This is a genomic window from Frankia sp. BMG5.60 (genome assembly GCF_059428125.1).
Genome location: NZ_CM182091.1, coordinates 5,036,542 through 5,053,218, shown reverse-complemented (window position 1 = coordinate 5,053,218; position 16,677 = coordinate 5,036,542). Strand labels below are relative to the sequence as shown.

At 73.1% G+C, this 16,677-nt stretch carries 14 protein-coding genes and 1 riboswitch; of the genes, 8 read left to right on the top strand and 6 right to left on the bottom strand.

The features are described from left to right. Nucleotides 1-142: 142 nt before the first annotated feature. Entirely contained in the window at nt 143-1,993 is a 1,851-nt protein-coding gene (gene mptB, locus AC5R91_RS20820) for a polyprenol phosphomannose-dependent alpha 1,6 mannosyltransferase MptB (protein WP_495393002.1), read from the top strand. Here mptB and AC5R91_RS20815 read toward each other — a convergent pair. Continuing rightward, nucleotides 1,908-3,485 (bottom strand): glycosyltransferase 87 family protein, encoded by a 1,578-nt coding sequence (locus AC5R91_RS20815; RefSeq protein WP_495393001.1) that lies wholly within the window; start codon nt 3,483-3,485, stop codon nt 1,908-1,910. The genes mptB and AC5R91_RS20815 overlap by 86 nt on opposite strands. A 196-nt stretch (nt 3,486-3,681) precedes the next feature. Here AC5R91_RS20815 and AC5R91_RS20810 point away from each other — a divergent pair, with 196 nt between their 5' ends. Next, nucleotides 3,682-4,938, top strand: coding sequence for a Glu/Leu/Phe/Val family dehydrogenase (locus tag AC5R91_RS20810; protein WP_495393000.1), 1,257 nt, complete (start codon nt 3,682-3,684; stop codon nt 4,936-4,938). A gap of 373 nt (nt 4,939-5,311) precedes the next feature. Here the strand turns inward: AC5R91_RS20810 and AC5R91_RS20805 are convergent, their stop codons facing one another. Then, nucleotides 5,312-5,746 (bottom strand): RNHCP domain-containing protein, encoded by a 435-nt coding sequence (locus tag AC5R91_RS20805; protein WP_495392999.1) that lies wholly within the window; start codon nt 5,744-5,746, stop codon nt 5,312-5,314. A gap of 261 nt (nt 5,747-6,007) precedes the next feature. Between AC5R91_RS20805 and AC5R91_RS20800 the strand changes: the two genes are divergently transcribed. Then, complete coding sequence (locus tag AC5R91_RS20800; protein ID WP_495392998.1) at nt 6,008-6,316, top strand: DUF3263 domain-containing protein; 309 nt, start codon at nt 6,008-6,010, stop codon at nt 6,314-6,316. A gap of 48 nt (nt 6,317-6,364) precedes the next feature. On the opposite strand, the gene AC5R91_RS20795 is transcribed toward AC5R91_RS20800, so the two are convergent. Beyond that, nucleotides 6,365-6,796: a zinc ribbon domain-containing protein gene (locus AC5R91_RS20795; RefSeq protein WP_495392997.1), complete on the bottom strand. Its 432-nt coding sequence runs from the start codon at nt 6,794-6,796 to the stop codon at nt 6,365-6,367. A 57-nt stretch (nt 6,797-6,853) separates the two neighbouring features. Further along, nucleotides 6,854-6,910, bottom strand: a complete 57-nt coding sequence (locus tag AC5R91_RS20790) for a hypothetical protein (RefSeq protein ID WP_495398019.1) — start codon at nt 6,908-6,910, stop codon at nt 6,854-6,856. Nucleotides 6,911-7,050: 140 nt separating this feature from the next. Between AC5R91_RS20790 and AC5R91_RS20785 the strand changes: the two genes are divergently transcribed. Together AC5R91_RS20785 and otsB are read left to right on the top strand one after the other, a co-directional pair. Further along, entirely contained in the window at nt 7,051-7,698 is a 648-nt protein-coding gene (locus AC5R91_RS20785; protein WP_495392996.1) for a LytR C-terminal domain-containing protein, read from the top strand. Between the two features lie 77 nt (nt 7,699-7,775). Further along, complete coding sequence (gene otsB, locus AC5R91_RS20780) at nt 7,776-8,624, top strand: trehalose-phosphatase (protein ID WP_495392995.1); 849 nt, start codon at nt 7,776-7,778, stop codon at nt 8,622-8,624. Here the strand turns inward: otsB and AC5R91_RS20775 are convergent. Then, nucleotides 8,602-10,158 (bottom strand): alpha,alpha-trehalose-phosphate synthase (UDP-forming), encoded by a 1,557-nt coding sequence (locus tag AC5R91_RS20775; RefSeq protein WP_495392994.1) that lies wholly within the window; start codon nt 10,156-10,158, stop codon nt 8,602-8,604. The two genes, otsB and AC5R91_RS20775, sit on opposite strands and share 23 nt — an antisense overlap. 276 nt (nt 10,159-10,434) lie before the next feature. Then, complete coding sequence (locus AC5R91_RS20770) at nt 10,435-11,232, bottom strand: HAD hydrolase family protein (protein ID WP_495392993.1); 798 nt, start codon at nt 11,230-11,232, stop codon at nt 10,435-10,437. A gap of 233 nt (nt 11,233-11,465) precedes the next feature. After that, a riboswitch (SAM riboswitch) is annotated at nt 11,466-11,581 on the top strand. An 8-nt stretch (nt 11,582-11,589) separates the two neighbouring features. On the opposite strand from AC5R91_RS20770, the gene thrC reads away from it, so the two are divergent. From thrC to AC5R91_RS20755, 3 genes are all read left to right on the top strand, one after another. Then, complete coding sequence (gene thrC / locus AC5R91_RS20765; protein ID WP_495392992.1) at nt 11,590-12,867, top strand: threonine synthase; 1,278 nt, start codon at nt 11,590-11,592, stop codon at nt 12,865-12,867. Between the two features lie 494 nt (nt 12,868-13,361). Further along, nucleotides 13,362-14,984, top strand: a complete 1,623-nt coding sequence (gene groL / locus AC5R91_RS20760; protein WP_495392991.1) for a chaperonin GroEL — start codon at nt 13,362-13,364, stop codon at nt 14,982-14,984. A 1,013-nt stretch (nt 14,985-15,997) separates the two neighbouring features. Beyond that, nucleotides 15,998-16,597 (top strand): Uma2 family endonuclease, encoded by a 600-nt coding sequence (locus tag AC5R91_RS20755; RefSeq protein ID WP_495398018.1) that lies wholly within the window; start codon nt 15,998-16,000, stop codon nt 16,595-16,597. The last annotated feature ends 80 nt before the right edge of the window (nt 16,598-16,677 follow it).

The window sequence follows — 16,677 nt, the reverse complement described above, 5'->3', positions numbered from 1 at the left end:
CGACGGTCCGTCCGCCGCATCCCACCGATCATCTCCCGACGGTCCGCCGGTCGGCGAACGGCCGGCCGCGGCCACCTCAGCTCCGGCGGCGCGCGGCGGCCGCGGACCGTCCGCCATCAGGTCCCCGACCAGCGTCATCTGGTTGATCCTCGGCGGAGCCGGCGCCGCGGTCGCGGCCATGCTGGCCGAGGGGCGGCTCGGCCCGCGCGATCCGAACGTCTCCGACCCCTCATCCTGGTGGGGAATTCTCCCATCGACCCCGCCGACGGAGACGGCAAGGGGCGTTCTGGCCGGACTGTCCGCGCTCAGCGTCATCACGCTGTGCCTGTGCTGGGTTCTCCTGGTACGCGCGATGGCCGCCGGGCGGGTGTCCACCCGCGCCGGGCTCGCGGCGGCCGCGGCCTGGAGCCTGCCGTTCGCCGTCGGGCCGCCGCTGTTCAGCCGGGACGTGTACGCCTATGCCGCTCAGGGCGAGCTGGCCAGGCTCGGCCTGGACCCGGCGACCCACGGGGTGGCCGCGCTGCTGACGGCCGGTGCACCGGACGGTTCGGGCCGGGTGTTCGTCCGGGCCGTCGACCCGCGGTGGTGGCACACCCACTCCCCCTACGGCGGTGCCGCGGTCGCGGTCGAGAAGGCCGCGGCGGCCATCGGCGGCGGCCCGACGGGGACCATCGCGGTCCTCCGGGTGATCGCCGTGCTCGCCACGATCGCCGTGATCGGCCTGTCGCTGCGCCTCGCCGGGTCCGAGCCGTCCCGGCGCCGGGCGGTCGCGGTCCTGGTCGCGGCGAACCCCGTGGTCGTCATCCACCTCGTGGGCGGCGCGCACCTCGACGCGATCGCCGCCGCGCTCGTCGTCGCCGCCCTCGTGCTGGACCGCACCACCCGACGCGCGCCGGCACCAGGCTCGCAGGTGGCGGACCCACCGGCGCCGGGACCGCAGGCGCCGGGACCGCAGGCGCCGGGACCGCAGGCGACAGAACCGGGGCGGACCGGGGCGCGCGGAATCCTGCCGGGCGCCGCCGCGACGGGACTGGCGTGCCTCGCGGGCAACGTCAAGGCGACCGCCCTGCTCTGCGTCGGCTGGCTGGTGCTGGCCCACCTGCTGGCCGCGCGGCAGGCGCCGCGGCCGGTGCGGGCGGGGGTCGTGCGTCTCGCCGCCGACGCCGCCGCCGTCGCCGTCGCGTCGGGCCTGAGCATCGCCGCCGCCGGCTTCGGCCCGACCTGGATCCACGCGCTGTCGACCTCGGGCACCCTGACCACCGGAATCGCTCCGGCCGCGGTCCTCGCGGCGGCGGCCGACGGCGTGCTCGCGCTGGTCGGCATGCATACCGCGGACGGCGCGACGCAGCGGGTAACCCGGGCGCTGTGCCTGGCGGCCGCGGCGGCCGTCGTCCTCGCACTCGCCCTGCACGCCTGGCGCCGCTGCTCCCGCGAGGCGCCCGCCGGCACCGGCACGGCGGACGAGACGCGGCCAACGGACGCGACGCGGGCGGCGAACGACACGCGGGCGGCGAACGACACACCGCCACCGGCGGAGTCGTCACGGGCGGAGTCGTCACGGGCGGAGTCGTCACCGGCCGGAGGGGCGCCGGCGGGCGGCGACCGGGCGTTCCGGACGTTCGCCGGCAGCCGGCCGGATCTGGTCGTCGTCGGCTTCGGCGGCCTGGCCGTGGCGCTCGGCAATCCGGTGGTCTACCCCTGGTACCTGGCGCTGTGCCTGACGCCGCTCGCCATCCTGGCGGCCGGCGGCGCCCCGGGCGGGCGGCGGGCGGGGCGGCTGCCCGGCACGGCCGCGGGACGCACGGTCGCCGCGCTGGTCGTGACCTCCACCTGGCTGTGCCTCGCGACCCTCTCGCCGCTCGCGGCCACCTGGCGGCTGCTCGGTCCCGCCGGGGTCGCCGCCCTGGTCACGGTCGTCGCGCTCGCCGTCGTGGCCGCGGCCGCACTGGTGGCGGTCCGGCGGCGGCCCGCACCGCCCACCAGCACACCGTGAGCAGACCGAGGTTGCGCCCGACCAGCAGCAGGCTCAGCACGATCCGGCCCTGGATGACGTCGTTGTACCGCCAGGGGTAGATGAGCTGGGTCAGCGCGACGCAGGCCAGCAGCGCCACCGGCAGTCGCCCACGTGGGCCCCGCGGCCGGCCGCCGAGTTCCGGCGCCGGCGCGCTGCCGACGCCACCCACATCGTCCCCGAACTCGGCATCGCACCCGCAGCCGGCATCGCACCCGCAGCCGGCGTCGTCCCCGAAGTCGCCGTCATCCCCGAAGTCAGTGTCGTCCCCGAAGTCAGTGTCGCCCTCGCAGCCGGCGTCGTCCCCGCAGTCCGACGCGGCCGGGGGCGCGACGGCGAGTCCCGCGGCGACGAGCGCAAGGATCCACACGAGATACTGCGGGCTGAGCACCCGGGCGGTCACGACGACCACGACGACAAGCGCGAGGGCCCGCCCGGCGAGCGTCGCGGCCACCGTCCGGGCGGCCCCGGCCTCCGCCGGCGGCCGACCCCGCGTCCACCACCACACCGCCGCGGCGGTGATGGCGACGGCCTCGACCAGGCTGCACGCGGTGGCGACGGCGCGTGCCACCGGTCCGTCGAACTGCAGGGAGCCGTAGGAGTAGTCGGGCCCCGGGCCGCCGAGCATGTGGGCGATGACGAACGGCGTCGCGGCCACCGCCTCGACCTGCAGTCCGCGGGCCTGCTGCGCGCCGAGGAAGCCGAGGACGTCGCGCCACCAGCCGGTCAGCGCGAGGACGGCGGCCAGCAGCCCCACCGCGCCCGCCAACCCGCCGATCAGGCGAGCCGCCCCCGCCCGCAGCCAGGCCGGCCACCGGACGGGCGAGCCTGCCGGCGCCGGCATCGCGACCAGCAGCAGCAACGGCCACACCTTGAGCAGCGTCCCCACGCCGAGGTGAAAGCCGGCGCGGCCGAACCGGGCCCGCGACACGGCGAGCACCGCGGCGACCGCCGCCGCGGCCGGCAGCAGGTCGAACCGAGCCAGCGCCACGGGGCCCAGGGCGGTGATCCCGACCACCCAGAACAGCGCCGCGCCACGGTCGCGCCGTGCCAGCGCGGCGGTCACGGCGAGGTCGGCGAGCAGCGTCAGCACGACGAACGCCACCCGATAGGGCACCGCCGAAAGGGTGTGAGCGAGCTCCGGTAGCACCAGCGCGACCGCCGCCCCCGGCGGGTACTGCCAGCGGTCGTCGCCGACGGGCAGCCCGCCGCCGTGGCCGAGATCGTGCGCCCAGCCGGCGTAGATCCGAAGATCACCGAGGACGGTCTGCTGGGCACCGAACGTCTGGCCGGTCAGGACGCCGGCGACGAGCAGCGCGCGAGTGACCAGCCAGCCGCCCCACAACCGGCGAGCGGCCGGTAGGGGGGCACCCGGACCGGTCCGGGATGTGGCCGCCGGGCCGGCGGCGGCGGTCGGCTCCGGGGCCGGCGGGCGGGGCGGCCCGGCGGACGGGGCCGACTGATCCGGACGCACGTCCGCGACCGTACCCGCCCGTTCGGGCGGCCCGAGGCGCGCCCTCGATGCGCCGGGCGGGGGGGCTCTGCCGTCACCTATTGTTTGCGCCATATCGAGTCACTGCCACGGTGCGCAACGGAGCGCGCCGTGGCCGACGAACCCGGCGGCGCGTTCGGCGGCAGAGGGTGGCTCGAAACGCGCCGCGGAGGTGCCTGTGATCCTCGGATCCGGCTCAGCATGGGACACGGCCTGCGTTCAACTGGGGAACGCGGCTCGTCATCTGGGCCTCGACGACGGACTGCACGAACTGCTCCGCACGCCCCGCCGGGCGATCACCGTCAGCGTGCCACTGCTGCGTGACGACGGATCGCTGATGGTGCTGACCGGCTACCGCGTCCAGCACAACCTCGCCCGCGGCCCCGGCAAGGGCGGCATCCGCTTCCACCCGAGCTGCGACCTCGACGAGGTCAAGGCGCTGGCGATGTGGATGACCTGGAAGTGCGCGCTGATGGGGATCCCCTACGGCGGGGCGAAGGGCGGCATCGCCGTCGAGCCGGCGCTGCTGTCCCGCCAGGAGCGCGAGCGCATGACCCGGCGCTATGCCGCCGAGCTCGTCCCCCTGATCGGGCCGGAGAAGGACATTCCGGCCCCCGACGTGGGCACCGACGAGCAGACCATGGCCTGGATCATGGACACCTACTCCGCCCACACCGGCCACACCGCGACCGGCGTGGTGACCGGCAAGCCGCTGTCGATCGGCGGCTCCGCCGGGCGGGCCGGGGCGACCAGCCGTGGCGTCCAGCTCGCGCTGTTCGCCGCCCTGCGCCAGACCGGGCGGGACCCGTACGGCACGACCGTCGCCATCCAGGGCTTCGGCAAGGTCGGGGCGCTCGCCGCCCAGTACCTGCACGACGCCGGCTGCAAGGTCGTCGCCGTCTCGGACGTCAAGGGCGGCGTGTACAACCCGCAGGGCCTCAACCCGGCGGCGCTGATCCGCCACCTCGCCGAGGGGGCGGAGACCGTCGTCGGTTTCCCCGGCACGGACACGCTCACCAACGACGACCTGCTCGAACTCGACGTGGACGTGCTGATCCCCGCGGCCCTCGAAGGCGTCATCACCATCGAGAACGCCGACCGGATCAAAGCGAGGATCATCGTCGAGGGGGCCAACGGCCCGGTGACGGCGGACGCCGACCGGATCCTGGAGGGCCGGGACGTGATGGTCGTGCCGGACATCCTCGCCAACGGTGGCGGCGTCGCGGTCTCGTACTTCGAGTGGGTGCAGGACATGCAGGCCTACTTCTGGTCCGAGGACGAGGTCAACGACCGGCTGCGGACCCTGATGGAGCGGGCCTACAGCGAGGTGGCGATGCTCGCCACCACGCAGGGCGTCAGCATGCGCCAGGCGGCGCACATCATCGGGGTGAGCCGGGTCGCCGAGGCCCACCAGACGCGCGGCCTCTACCCCTGAGCGACCCGCGGCTCCCGCCGAGGGACCCACGGCCGATCCGCCGTTCCCGCCTGGACCGACCGTCCCTTCCCACCCGGGATCCTCCCCCAAGGGAACCTGCCGCACAGGACCCGGCCGCACAGGACCTGGCCGCACAGGACCCGGCCCCACGGGACACAGATCCGACCCACGGGACATCCGCCGGCGCGAGGTGACGCGCCGGCCGGCGGAACGGGCCGCGCCGGGCGGCATCCCGGGACGCCCGGGACTGCCACCGGACGGTGCCGGTCGCCGAGTTGCCGAGGGTGACCACGGTCAAGGCCACCGATCGTGCGAGCTCTCGGCAACTCGTGCGGCTGCCCGACCTGGCGGCGTCGAACCTGGGCGCCGGCGCTCAGCGGCCCCGCCCGGCTCGGGCGCGACGCCGGGGCCGGGGCCTGGCACGGGCCGAGCCCGGCCCGACCGGAGACCCCCACGCCGGAGACCCCGCCGCCGGGAAGTCCGCTTCGGCGGGGAACACCGCCGCCTGGGCCGCCGCGGCGGCGACGGCGAGCAGGGCGTCGCGGTCGTCGGCCGGCGCGGTACGGTTGCGGCGGCGGTGACCGCAGCGCTCGCAGGCGTGCGTGAGGATCACGTCGTGCGTCCGGGTCTCGACGGCCACCGGGCGCATCACCCCACCGCAGGCGGCCGCGCGGTCGCCGGGATGCACGTCGACGTGGCGCGAGCACAGGCAGGCCGGGCAGTGGTTGGTGTACCCGTCGCCGCGCACGGCGGTCCCGCAGACGAGGCAGTCGAAGTCCTCCGTGGTGCGGGTGAATCGCCGGCTCACCGGTCCAGCGTAGCCATCGGCCGCCTTGCGGCACGGTGCGCACGGTTTCCGGACTCAGACCGCGCAGAACGCACCGCAATCGGCTCGGCCCGGTCTGCAACGAGCTCGGGTGTCGGTCATCGGCCGGAACGTGTGTTCCCGGAGACGACCGGGGATGTCGGACCCACAGGATGAAATAGTGGGCGGCGAACCATACCGGGCGTGGCGTGACCGCGTCCGACCGCGATCGTCGTCCCGGATGCGTCCCAAGGAGGTCCCGCTGTGCAAGCAGCTCAACCCCTGCCGCCCGAGGAACCCGGGCGGGCGAGCACACCGGCCGCGGAGCTGTCCGACCGCGACCGGCGCATCCTTCGCTTCGAGCAGGGCTGGTGGCGTCATCCGGGGGCCAAGGAGGAGGCGATCCGCGCCGAGTTCGGCCTGTCCTCGACGCGCTACTACCAGATCCTCAATCGACTGATCGACTCGGACGCGGCACTGATCACCGACCCGATGCTCGTCCGGCGGCTGCGCCGGCTGCGCGAGCAGCGCCGGGCCGCCAGGTCCGGCCGCCGGGACCGGAACGAGGAGTAAAGCCGCGCTTGGCATCCTCCCTCGCGTGAAGGCGAGGGATTCCAACATCTACACATCCACCAGGAGAGGGGGTGCGCGGTGTTGAGGTTCGCGGTTCACCGGCCGCCCATCGGCGTCGCCTCCCCGCGCAGTCATCCACGTGGTTTCCCACCGATGTCCCAGGGCGATGTTGCGTGCGGCGTTCACGTTGGCGTTCGCCTGCTGCCCGCAGGATCGGCACCGGAAGACGGCTTGGTTCTCGCGCGCCTGGCGGTCTCGGGTCCCGCAGGTGTTACAGGTCTGCGACGTCCACGCAGGGTTGATTTTTTCGGCCCGGCCGGAGGCTTTCTGTTCCAACCGGGCGACGAGCAGCCCCGCCGGCCTGCGGTGCGAACCCCGAAAAAAGTTCGCCATCGCCGTCGCGAAATCCCGCAACGCCTGCTGCTGAACGGTCTGCGAACCGGCCGCCAGCCACGGATTCTCCCGCCGCGCCTCGGTCAACTGCCGGGACTGCTCGTTCTACCCCGGCGCCGGCCCGCGCCGCGGATTCCACCACGACTACTGTTCCACCGCGAGGTTCCACACATACCGCGCATGCCCGCGATGGACTTCCATCACAGCCGCCTGTTCGACGGTCAGATAAAGCCGGTAACGGGATATACCTCAATTCTACGACAAGGACGTCAACCGATGGGCAAGACAGGGCGGCGTTTCCTCCCCACCGTGAACGGCGGGGTCTCCACGCCGCAAGTCCGATGACGCATGGCACGAGCGCGCCACCGCGCCGCCGCCCCCCGGGCCGGCGCGCGGACCGGCTGCACGCCGTGGTGGCGGGGGCCGTCGCCGTCCTCGCCGTGCTCGCGGGCATCCTGCTGGTCAACCTGTTCAACGGCACGTCCGACCCCGAGCGGCCGAGACCGGTCGCGGCGCCCACCCACACCCCGGACGGCGGCAGCCCGAGCCCGTCCCCCGCGGGGCACCGCACGACACCCGCGGCCTCGCCGACCCGTCGCCCGAGCCCGGCCGCGACGACACCGCCCACCGAGCGGCCGCCATCCCCGACACCCGCGCCGCCGCCGGCACCGCAGAGCCGGCGGCCCACCGTGACGGCGCCGGTGGTCGTGCTGAACAACTCCCGGATCTCCGGCCTGGCGGAGACCGCGGCCGGGCGGGTCGAGGCCGCCGGGTTCCCCGTCGAGCGGACCGGTAACTTCCAGTCGGTCTACAACGTGCCGGTCTCGACGGTGTTCTACGACGACGACGACGCCGCGGCCGCCCAGGCGCTCAAGGACGCCGTTCCGGGCATCGAGAAGATCGTCCCCCGCTCGCAGACGAGGATCGTCTCCACCGACACCCTGATCCTCGTCATCACTCGCGACTTCCCCACCGACCCGGAAAAATGATCAGTGATCGTCCCAGCTGAGGCATCCCCCGGTGCGCATGTCCGCCGGCCCTCGACCATCGACCCCGGGAAGGCTCCGTGAGCGATTCCGCCCAGCACCGCGCGCCAGCGCCCCGCACCCCCGCCGGGGGTGCCGGGCTCGCCGCCCTGCTCACAGCGCCCGACCGCGCGCTGATCGCCCTCGACTACGACGGCACGCTCTCCCCGATCGTCGCCCGCCCGGCCGACGCCGTCCCCGCCCCCGGGGCGATCGAGGCGCTGCGCCGGATCTCCCGCGCGGTGGGCACGCTGGCGATCATCACCGGGCGACCGGTCGACGCGCTGCTGGAGCTGACCGGGTTGGAGAAGCTTCCCGACCTCGGTGAGCTGGTCATCCTCGGCCAGTACGGACTGCAGCGGTGGGACTCGCGGTCGCACGCGATCACCAGCCCGGAGCCGCTGCCGGGTGTGGGCGCCGTCCGCGCCGCGCTGCCCGAGCTGCTGCGCGACGCCCCCGCCGGCACGGTCGTCGAGGACAAGCACCAGGCGCTCGTCGTGCACGTGCGCCGCACCGCCGACCCGGACGCGGCGCTGGCCGCGCTCGCCCCCGCGTTGACGACCCTCGCCGAGGAGCACGGGCTGGAGGCCGCCCCCGGCAAGAAGGTGCTGGAGCTGCGTCCGCCCGGTCACGACAAGGGGGGCGCGCTGCGCGAGCTCGTCGCCGCCCGCGGGGCACGCTCGGTGCTCGTCGCCGGGGACGACTACGGCGACCTGCCCGCCTTCTCCGCCGTCGACGAGATGCGAGCGGCCGGGCTGCCCGGCATCACGGTCTGCAGCGACAGCCCCGAGGTTCCCGCCGTGTTGCGGGAACGCGCCGACCTTGTCGTCGGCGGTCCCGCCGGCATGGTCGCGCTGCTGGAGGTACTCATCGAGCGCCTCGGCGGCTGACCGGTGCGTCGGGGCGATCCGCGGCGAGGGCGTCGAGCTGGTCGGTGAACCAGACCCGCGGTGGCAGCCGGCCCGCCACGGCGGCGAGCTCGCCGGCGCGGCGCCGGCGGTCGGCCGCGGGCATCGTCAGCGCCGCGTGCAGCGCCTGCGCCGTCGCCTGGATGTCGAACGGATTGATCACCAGCGCCGCCCGGCCCATCTCCGCGCAGGCCCCCGCCTCCCGGGACAGCACCAGCACGGCGTCGCGCCGCGACACGACCGGCCCCTCCTTCGCGACGAGGTTCATCCCGTCCCGGATCGGGTTGACGACGAGCACCTCGGCGAGCGAGAGCGCGGCGATCGACCGCGGGTAGTCGTCGGTGATCTCCAACCGCAGCGGCAGCCAGGTGTCCGTGGCGAACTCGTCCTCGATCTCCGCGGCGAGCCGCTGCACCGCGGCCGTGTACTCGCGGTACTCTGGCAGATCGTGCCGCGACGGGTAGGCGCAGACGAGGTGCATCACCTTGCCACGCCACTCCGGGTGGGTCCGCAGCAACTCGCGGTAGGCGGCGAGGCCGCGCACGATGTTCTTGGACAGCTCGGTGCGGTCCACCCGGACGATCAGGCGCCTGCCCTCGGCCAGCTCGACGAGCTCCGCCGCCCGGGCAGCGACGTCGGGCGCGTCGGCCCGGTCGCGAAGCTCGTCGGCGTCGACGCCGAGCGGGTGCACGCCGATGCGCACCGTGTGCCCGGCCCCCGTCGCCCCGGCGGACGGCGCCACCGTGATTGAGCGCCGCTCGACCCGCACGCCGGGCAGACCGCGGACGCACTCGGTGAAGGCGTCGGCCCACGCGTCGGTGAGGAACCCCAGCCGGTCGGCGCCGAGCATGCCGCGCAGGATCTGCTCGCCGATGTCGTCGGGCAGCATCCGGAAGTACTCCGGCGGCGCCCACGGGGTGTGGCTGAAGTGGCCGATGCGCAGGTCCGGGCGCAGCCGGCGGAGCTGCCCGGGGACGAGGGTCAGGTGGTAGTCCTGGATGAGCACCGAGGCGCCCGGGGCGGCCTCGTGCGCCAGCGCCTCGGCGAACATCGCGTTGTACGCCTCGTAGGCCGCCCAGTCGCGGCGGAACGACAGGTCGAACACCGGCTGCGAGGCCGGGGCGTAGAGCAGGTGCTGGATGAACCACAGGATGCGGTTCGCGACGGCGTTGTAGGCCCGGTCGAACACGACCCGGTCGACGTCGAGCATCCGCACGGCCGTGCCGCCGGTGTCGTGGCCGGCGAGGTCGAGCCGGCCGGCCGGTGCGGCACGGACCGCGCGCCGGTCGGCGTCGCCGAGCGCGGCGCACACCCAGACCATCGGCAGGGCCTCGGGCGGGGCATCGGCCGCCGCCTGGCCCAGACCGCTGACCAGCCCGCCCGCCCCCCGGCGCAGCACCAGCTCCCCGCTGTCACCGGTGACGAAGGCCACCGGCCCCCGGTTGGAGGCGACCAGCACCCGGGCCGTCCCCAGCGGCGAAGGACCCCCCGACGTGCCCTGCTCGGCTTCCCGCATCCGCTGCACACTGCGGAGGGTAGGCCATCCGGACGGCCGTCCAGGCCCGACCGCCGGCCACACCGCGGCCATCCGGCGCGGGTTCCGCCGGGTATGGCCGGACATCGTCCGTCCGGTGTCCGGATACCGTCCAGTCCGCCAACACCAGGCGAACCCGCAGCGAACCACCAGCGAACCGGCCGCGAACAGGCACTGGATCGGCATCGCACGCGCCGCGAACCGGGTGCCGGCCGGACGCGGGTGCCGGCCGCATGCGGGCCGCTGCCGGCGGGCGGGTCAGGCGGCGACGGCCGTCCGTACCGCGCTCGCCCATCCCGCGCCGACCGTGCCCGCCTCGACGGTGACGTTGTCATACCGCTCGAGCAGGGCGTTGATGTCGGGGTGGCGCAGCGCGTTGGCAACCAGGTGCATGTGCCCGACATGCGGGGCCATCGTCAGGTCGCTGGCGGAGTCGCCGATCGCGATCGCCTCGGCCGGGGACACGCCGCGCCGCTTGAGGTCGTAGGCCACCGCGTCGCCCTTGCCCACCCCGGCGGGGACGAGGTGGTAGACGTGCGGCGCCACGCCCAGCCCAGGCATGTGGGCCGGCGAGATCAGACCGTTGTCACGCATGCTCAGCCAGGCGAAACCGGTCTCGGCGAGCCAGCCGTCGACCTCGGGCACGTCGATGCGGCCGCGGAGCATGACGTCGACCTCGCGGCCGGCGTGCCAGGGGGTGTGCAGCTCCAGGCGGCCCGGGTAGCGCTCGATCAGCCGGTCGAGCAGCGACTCGGGGACCTGGTCGAAGTCCGGCGGCATGGCACCGCGCAGGATCTCGCTGTCCCGCCCGTCGTTCCAGCCGACGATGGCGCCGAGCTCCCCGATGAAGCCGTCCGCGCCGAAGATCTGCGCCGCCTCGACGAGCTGCGGCCGGGTGCGGCCGCTGACCAGCACCAGCGCGATGCCGGCCGAGTGCAGCTCGGCGAGCGCCTGCGCCGGGTCCAGGGTGATCGCCCCGCCCTCGGCGCGGAAGAAGCAGCCCTTCGGGCCGACCATCGTGCCGTCGAGATCGGTGTAGACGACGCGAATACTCACTGTCACGGACTCCCTGGTCTGCGAGGTGGGTCGGCCCGCCGGCACCGGCTGCCCGGGCACCGGGCGCGAGCGGCGGTCACCGGACGCGGGCCCGGCGTGCCCGGCGCCGGCGAACATTACGGAGGCCGGGGCGGGCTGCACCCGGCGAAACACGATCTCACGGCCGTGAACCACGAAACACCGGTGCACGATCTCCGGCACACGGTCTACAGTACGGACAGACAACTTCATCTGGCTCATCCAGAGGGGCAGAGGGAACGGCCCAGTGAAGCCCCGGCAACCACCCGCATCCGATGCGTGGCAGGTGCTAATTCCGACCCGTGGCAGGTTGCCCCGGGAAAGATGAGGAGCTTCTTCATGACTCTCGCGCCCGAGCGTGCCGACACCACCGCCCTCGACGTCGCGAACCCCGCGGTCGGACTGGCCTGTCGCCACTGCGGCGCCACCTATCCGCTCTCCCCGACCCACGTGTGCGTGGAGTGCTTCGCCCCGCTGGAGATCTCCTACGACCCCGACCTGCTCGGCCGGGTCACCCGGGAGTCCATCGAGCGCGGGCCGGCCAACCTGTGGCGCTACGTCGGCCTGCTGCCCGCGGGGCATGACCCGGCGCGCCGGGTGTCGCTCGGCGCCGGCTGGACGCCGCTGCGCCCGGCCCCGCGCCTGGCCGCCGAGCTGGGGATGAAGACGCTCTACGTCAAGGACGACAGCGCCAACCCGACGCACTCGTTCAAGGACCGCGTCGTCTCGGTGGCCCTCAGTGCCGCCCGCGAGCTCGGGTTCACCACAGTGGCCTGCGCCTCGACCGGCAACCTCGCCCAGTCCGTGGCCGCGCACGCCGCCGGGGCCGGCCTGCGCTCGGTGGTGCTGGTACCGCACGACCTGGAGGCCGGCAAGACCGTCTCCACCGGCGTGTACGGCGGGACCCTCGTCGCCATCCAGGGCAACTACGACGACGTCAACCGGCTGTGCAGCGAGCTGGCCGGCGAGTACGAGTGGGCATTCGTCAACGTCAACGTCCGCCCCTTCTACGCCGAGGGCTCCAAGACGCTGGGTTACGAGGTCGCCGAGCAGCTCGGCTGGCGGCTGCCCGAGCAGGTCGTCGTGCCGATCGCGTCCGGTTCGCTGCTCACCAAGGTCGACAAGGCGTTCGGCGAGCTCGGCAAGCTGGGCCTGGTGGAGCCGACGCCGTACCGGGTCTTCGGCGCGCAGGCCGCCGGTTGCAACCCGGTGGCCGCCGCCTTCGCCCGCGGGGTGGACACGGTCGCCCCGGTGCGACCGTCGACGATCGCCAAGTCGCTGTCCATCGGCAACCCGGCCGACGGCCCGTACGCCCTCGACGTCGCCCGCCGCACCGGCGGTGCGATCACGGACGTCACTGACGACGAGATCCTCGAGGGTATGCGGCTGCTGGCCCGCACCGAGGGCATCTTCGGCGAGACCGCCGGCGGCGTCACGGTCGCGAACCTGCGCCGCCTGCTGCGCGAGGGCCTGCTCGACCCGGCCGCCGAGACCGTCATCTACAACACCGGCGACGGGCTGAAGACCCTCGACCCGCTGGTCGAGACCGGTGGACCGACGGCCACCATCAAGCCGTCGCTGCGCGCCTTCGAGGCCGCCGGCCTCGGCGACGACTGACCACCCCCGCCGTCTCCCAGACCCGCGGTCTGGGCCCCTGCGGCGCGGTTCCTTGCCCTTTCAGAGGCACGGATCAGACACAAAGCCTCCAGAAGGGCAAGGAAGTCGCCGGCCCTGCTGCACCTGACTGACGGCCGCCGGTGCCGCGGCCTGTCGGCTAGCCGACACCGAGCCGGCAGCCAGCGTGCCCGCGGCCCTCGTGCGCGGCTGACCGGGGATGTCGCCGCGCCGCATCCGGTCGAGAAAGGGGCTGAGGACGCGGCGGGGCGCGACGCGGAGGGGCGGTACCGAGCTTGCACTCTCCCATGCCGAGTGCTAAACAGGACTTGGCACTCTCACCTAGGGAGTGCCAAGGCTGAAACGGCGAGGCTGCCCGTACCGCCCGGCGTCCACGGTGGTTGCACCGAGGTCGGAGCCGGCGGGAGCCGTCCGTCGCGGGCGTCGTTGTGGCCAGGCCATCGAACCTGCCATCCCACTGGGAGGACCCAGAAACCATGCCGAAGATCATTGCCTTCGATGAGGAGGCTCGGCGCGGCCTGGAGCGCGGCATGAACCAGCTGGCCGATGCGGTCAAGGTCACGCTCGGTCCGAAGGGTCGCAACGTCGTTCTGGAGAAGAAGTGGGGCGTTCCCACGATCACCAACGACGGTGTGAGCATCGCGAAGGAGATCGAGCTCGAGGATCCGTACGAGAAGATCGGTGCGGAGCTCGTCAAGGAAGTCGCGAAGAAGACCAACGACGTCGCGGGTGACGGCACGACGACCGCGACGATCCTGGCTCAGGCTCTGGTGCGTGAGGGTCTGCGCAACGTGGCCGCCGGCGCGAACCCGCTGGGCCTGAAGAAGGGCATCGAGGTCGCGGTCGAGCGGGTCTCCGAGGAGCTGTCGAAGCAGGCCAAGGAGGTCGAGACCAAGGAGCAGATCGCCTCGACCGCGTCGATCTCCGCGGGTGACTCGGCGATCGGTGGTCTGATCGCCGAGGCGTTGGACAAGGTCGGTAAGGAGGGTGTGGTCACCGTCGAGGAGAGCAACACCTTCGGTCTGGAGCTTGAGCTCACCGAGGGTATGCGCTTCGACAAGGGCTACATCTCGCCGTACTTCGTCACCGACGCGGACCGTCAGGAAGCCGTCCTCGACGACCCGTACATCCTGATCGTCAACAGCAAGATCGCCGCGGTGAAGGACCTGCTCCCGTTGTTGGAGAAGGTCATGCAGACCTCGAAGCCGCTGGTCATCATCTCCGAGGACGTCGAGGGCGAGGCGTTGGCGACCCTGGTCGTCAACAAGATCCGTGGCACGTTCAAGAGTGTCGCGGTGAAGGCGCCGGGGTTCGGGGACCGTCGTAAGGCGATCCTGGGGGACATCGCGATCCTCACCGGCGGGCAGGTGATCTCCGAGGATGTGGGTCTGAAGCTGGAGAGCACCTCGCTGGACCTGTTGGGCCGCGCCCGGAAGGTCGTCGTCACCAAGGACGAGACGACCGTCGTGGAGGGTTCGGGTGACCCCGACCAGATCGCCGGTCGGGTCAGCCAGATCCGCAACGAGATCGACAAGTCGGACTCCGACTACGACCGGGAGAAGCTCCAGGAGCGTCTCGCGAAGCTCGCCGGGGGTGTCGCGGTCATCAAGGTCGGCGCGGCGACCGAGGTCGAGCTGAAGGAGAAGAAGCACCGCATCGAGGACGCGGTGTCCAACGCGAAGGCCGCCGTCGAGGAAGGCATCGTCGCCGGGGGTGGCGTCGCGCTGCTCCAGGCCTCGATCACCGCCTTCGAGAAGCTCGACCTGTCCGGCGACGAGGCCACCGGCGCGAACATCGTCCGCCTCGCGCTCGAGGCGCCCATCAAGCAGATCGCCTTCAACAGCGGTCTCGAGGGCGGCGTCGTGGTCGACAAGGTCCGCAACCTCCCCACCGGCCACGGCCTCAACGCCGCCACCGGCGAGTACGTCGACCTCATCGCCACCGGCATCATCGACCCCGCCAAGGTCACCCGCTCCGCACTCCAGAACGCCGCCTCCATCGCCGGCCTCTTCCTCACCACCGAGGCCGTCATCGCCGACAAGCCGGAGAAGAACCCGGCCCCGGCCGTCCCCGGCGGCGGCGGCGAGATGGACTTCTAGTCCAGCTCCCCCGCACCACCCAGCGCACGCGCTGGTCAGTACCACCGTCACGACGAAGGCGGCTCCGGCTCACGGGGCCGCCTTTCGCCGTTACCCCCGCCGATCGCCGTTACCCGCCGCCGATCGCGGTCGTGCCAGCCAGCCGCCGCCTTACCACGCCGGTCCACGGCGCCCAGCCTTCGGTATCTTCGCGGACCGGACCGCCCCTCATCCGGGACCTCCTACGTCAGCTCGACGCGGTCACCGTCCACGCCCACCATTGCGGTCGGTGCGGTCTGGGCCGGAATATCGCGCAGGCCGCACCAGCGGCCACCCGATCCGACGCCGCGTCAACGCCGCGATACCCCTTTATTGGGGTGATTGATGTCAGAGTCGCACGTCACACCGAAAGCGCATCATGGGCTCCACCATCCGCACCCACGCGGCAAAGCCGACATCTCCGGCTTTTCATCGGACTTAGACGCCCCAGGAAGATCGCCGAACGGCGATCCGACGAAGACCCGAACGGCGCCCCTAGGGCAGCCGCTCCTCAGCCCCTTGCCGGTGTTCGGGGAAGGGTGTGGCGTCGATCCGCCCCCGCCTGGGCCCGGGGTCCCCGCGAATCGCCGGAGGCCCCACCGGCTCCCCCAGGAAGATCGCCGAAGGCGATCTGACGGAAACCCCGAACGGCGCCCTGGGCCCGGGGTCCCCGCGAATCGCCGGAGGCGATTCACGGGGAAAGGCCCGCCTCCGCGGACGGGAGGTTCCGCGGAGGCGGGCTCATCGACCTGGGAGCGGCGCCACTCGGGACGGAGCGAACGCCGGGAGGTGCTCCCAAAGTCGACCTTGCGCCAAGAAAGGTCCTCGGCTACCAGCAACGGCGATCAAGTTACCACCGGGTATTGGAGCCGACAAGAGTTTTATGTCACTTCTTTTCAACAATTCGCGGCGGGGACGGTTAGAGCTCGACTATTTGCACGACACGGACAATTAACGCAGCCGGGCTTTCGACAGGACCCCCGTGGCAGGGCACCATAGGCAGCGTGGTCCAGGCACCCGCGCAGTCCCGCTCCCACCGCCCGTCCGTGACCGTGCCCGCGCCTCCGGTCACGGTCGAGGATCTGGATGCCGGCGGGTACGACGATGCCCGGCTGGAGCTGCTCGACGGGCTGTGCCTCCTGCGCCCGTGGCCGACACCGCTGCGCGCCCGGGTGACCAGCCGGCTGACCCGGTTGCTGACGCAGGTAGCCACCTCCGGCGCCCACGTGCTCCCCGCCGGCGTCGGGGTGGAGCTGTCGGCGCGATCCCTGCTCGTGCCGGACATCGTCGTCGCCCCGAGCGCCGAGGTGGCGGGCCGCCGGCTGCTGGAGACGCCCTACCTGGTCGTCGAGGTGGCGGATGCGAGCACCCGCCGCTACGACCGCACGCTGAAGCTCGACCTCTACCGGGAGCGCGGGGTCCCGGCGTGCTGGCTGATCGATCCGGATACGGCGACGCTGGAGGCGTTCGAGCTGGTCGGCGGCGTCTACGTGACCGCCAGCGCGACCGGCCCACACGGTGAGTTCAACGCGACACGACCGTTCCCGGTGACCGTCCGGCCCGCCGAACTGATCGACCCGCCCGACGCCGAGTGAGCGGCGGCCCGGCGGGCCCGGGGCCCCCGCCGGCGCCGCCGCGGGGCATGCGCAGGCGGGCGCACAGGCGGCACTGACTG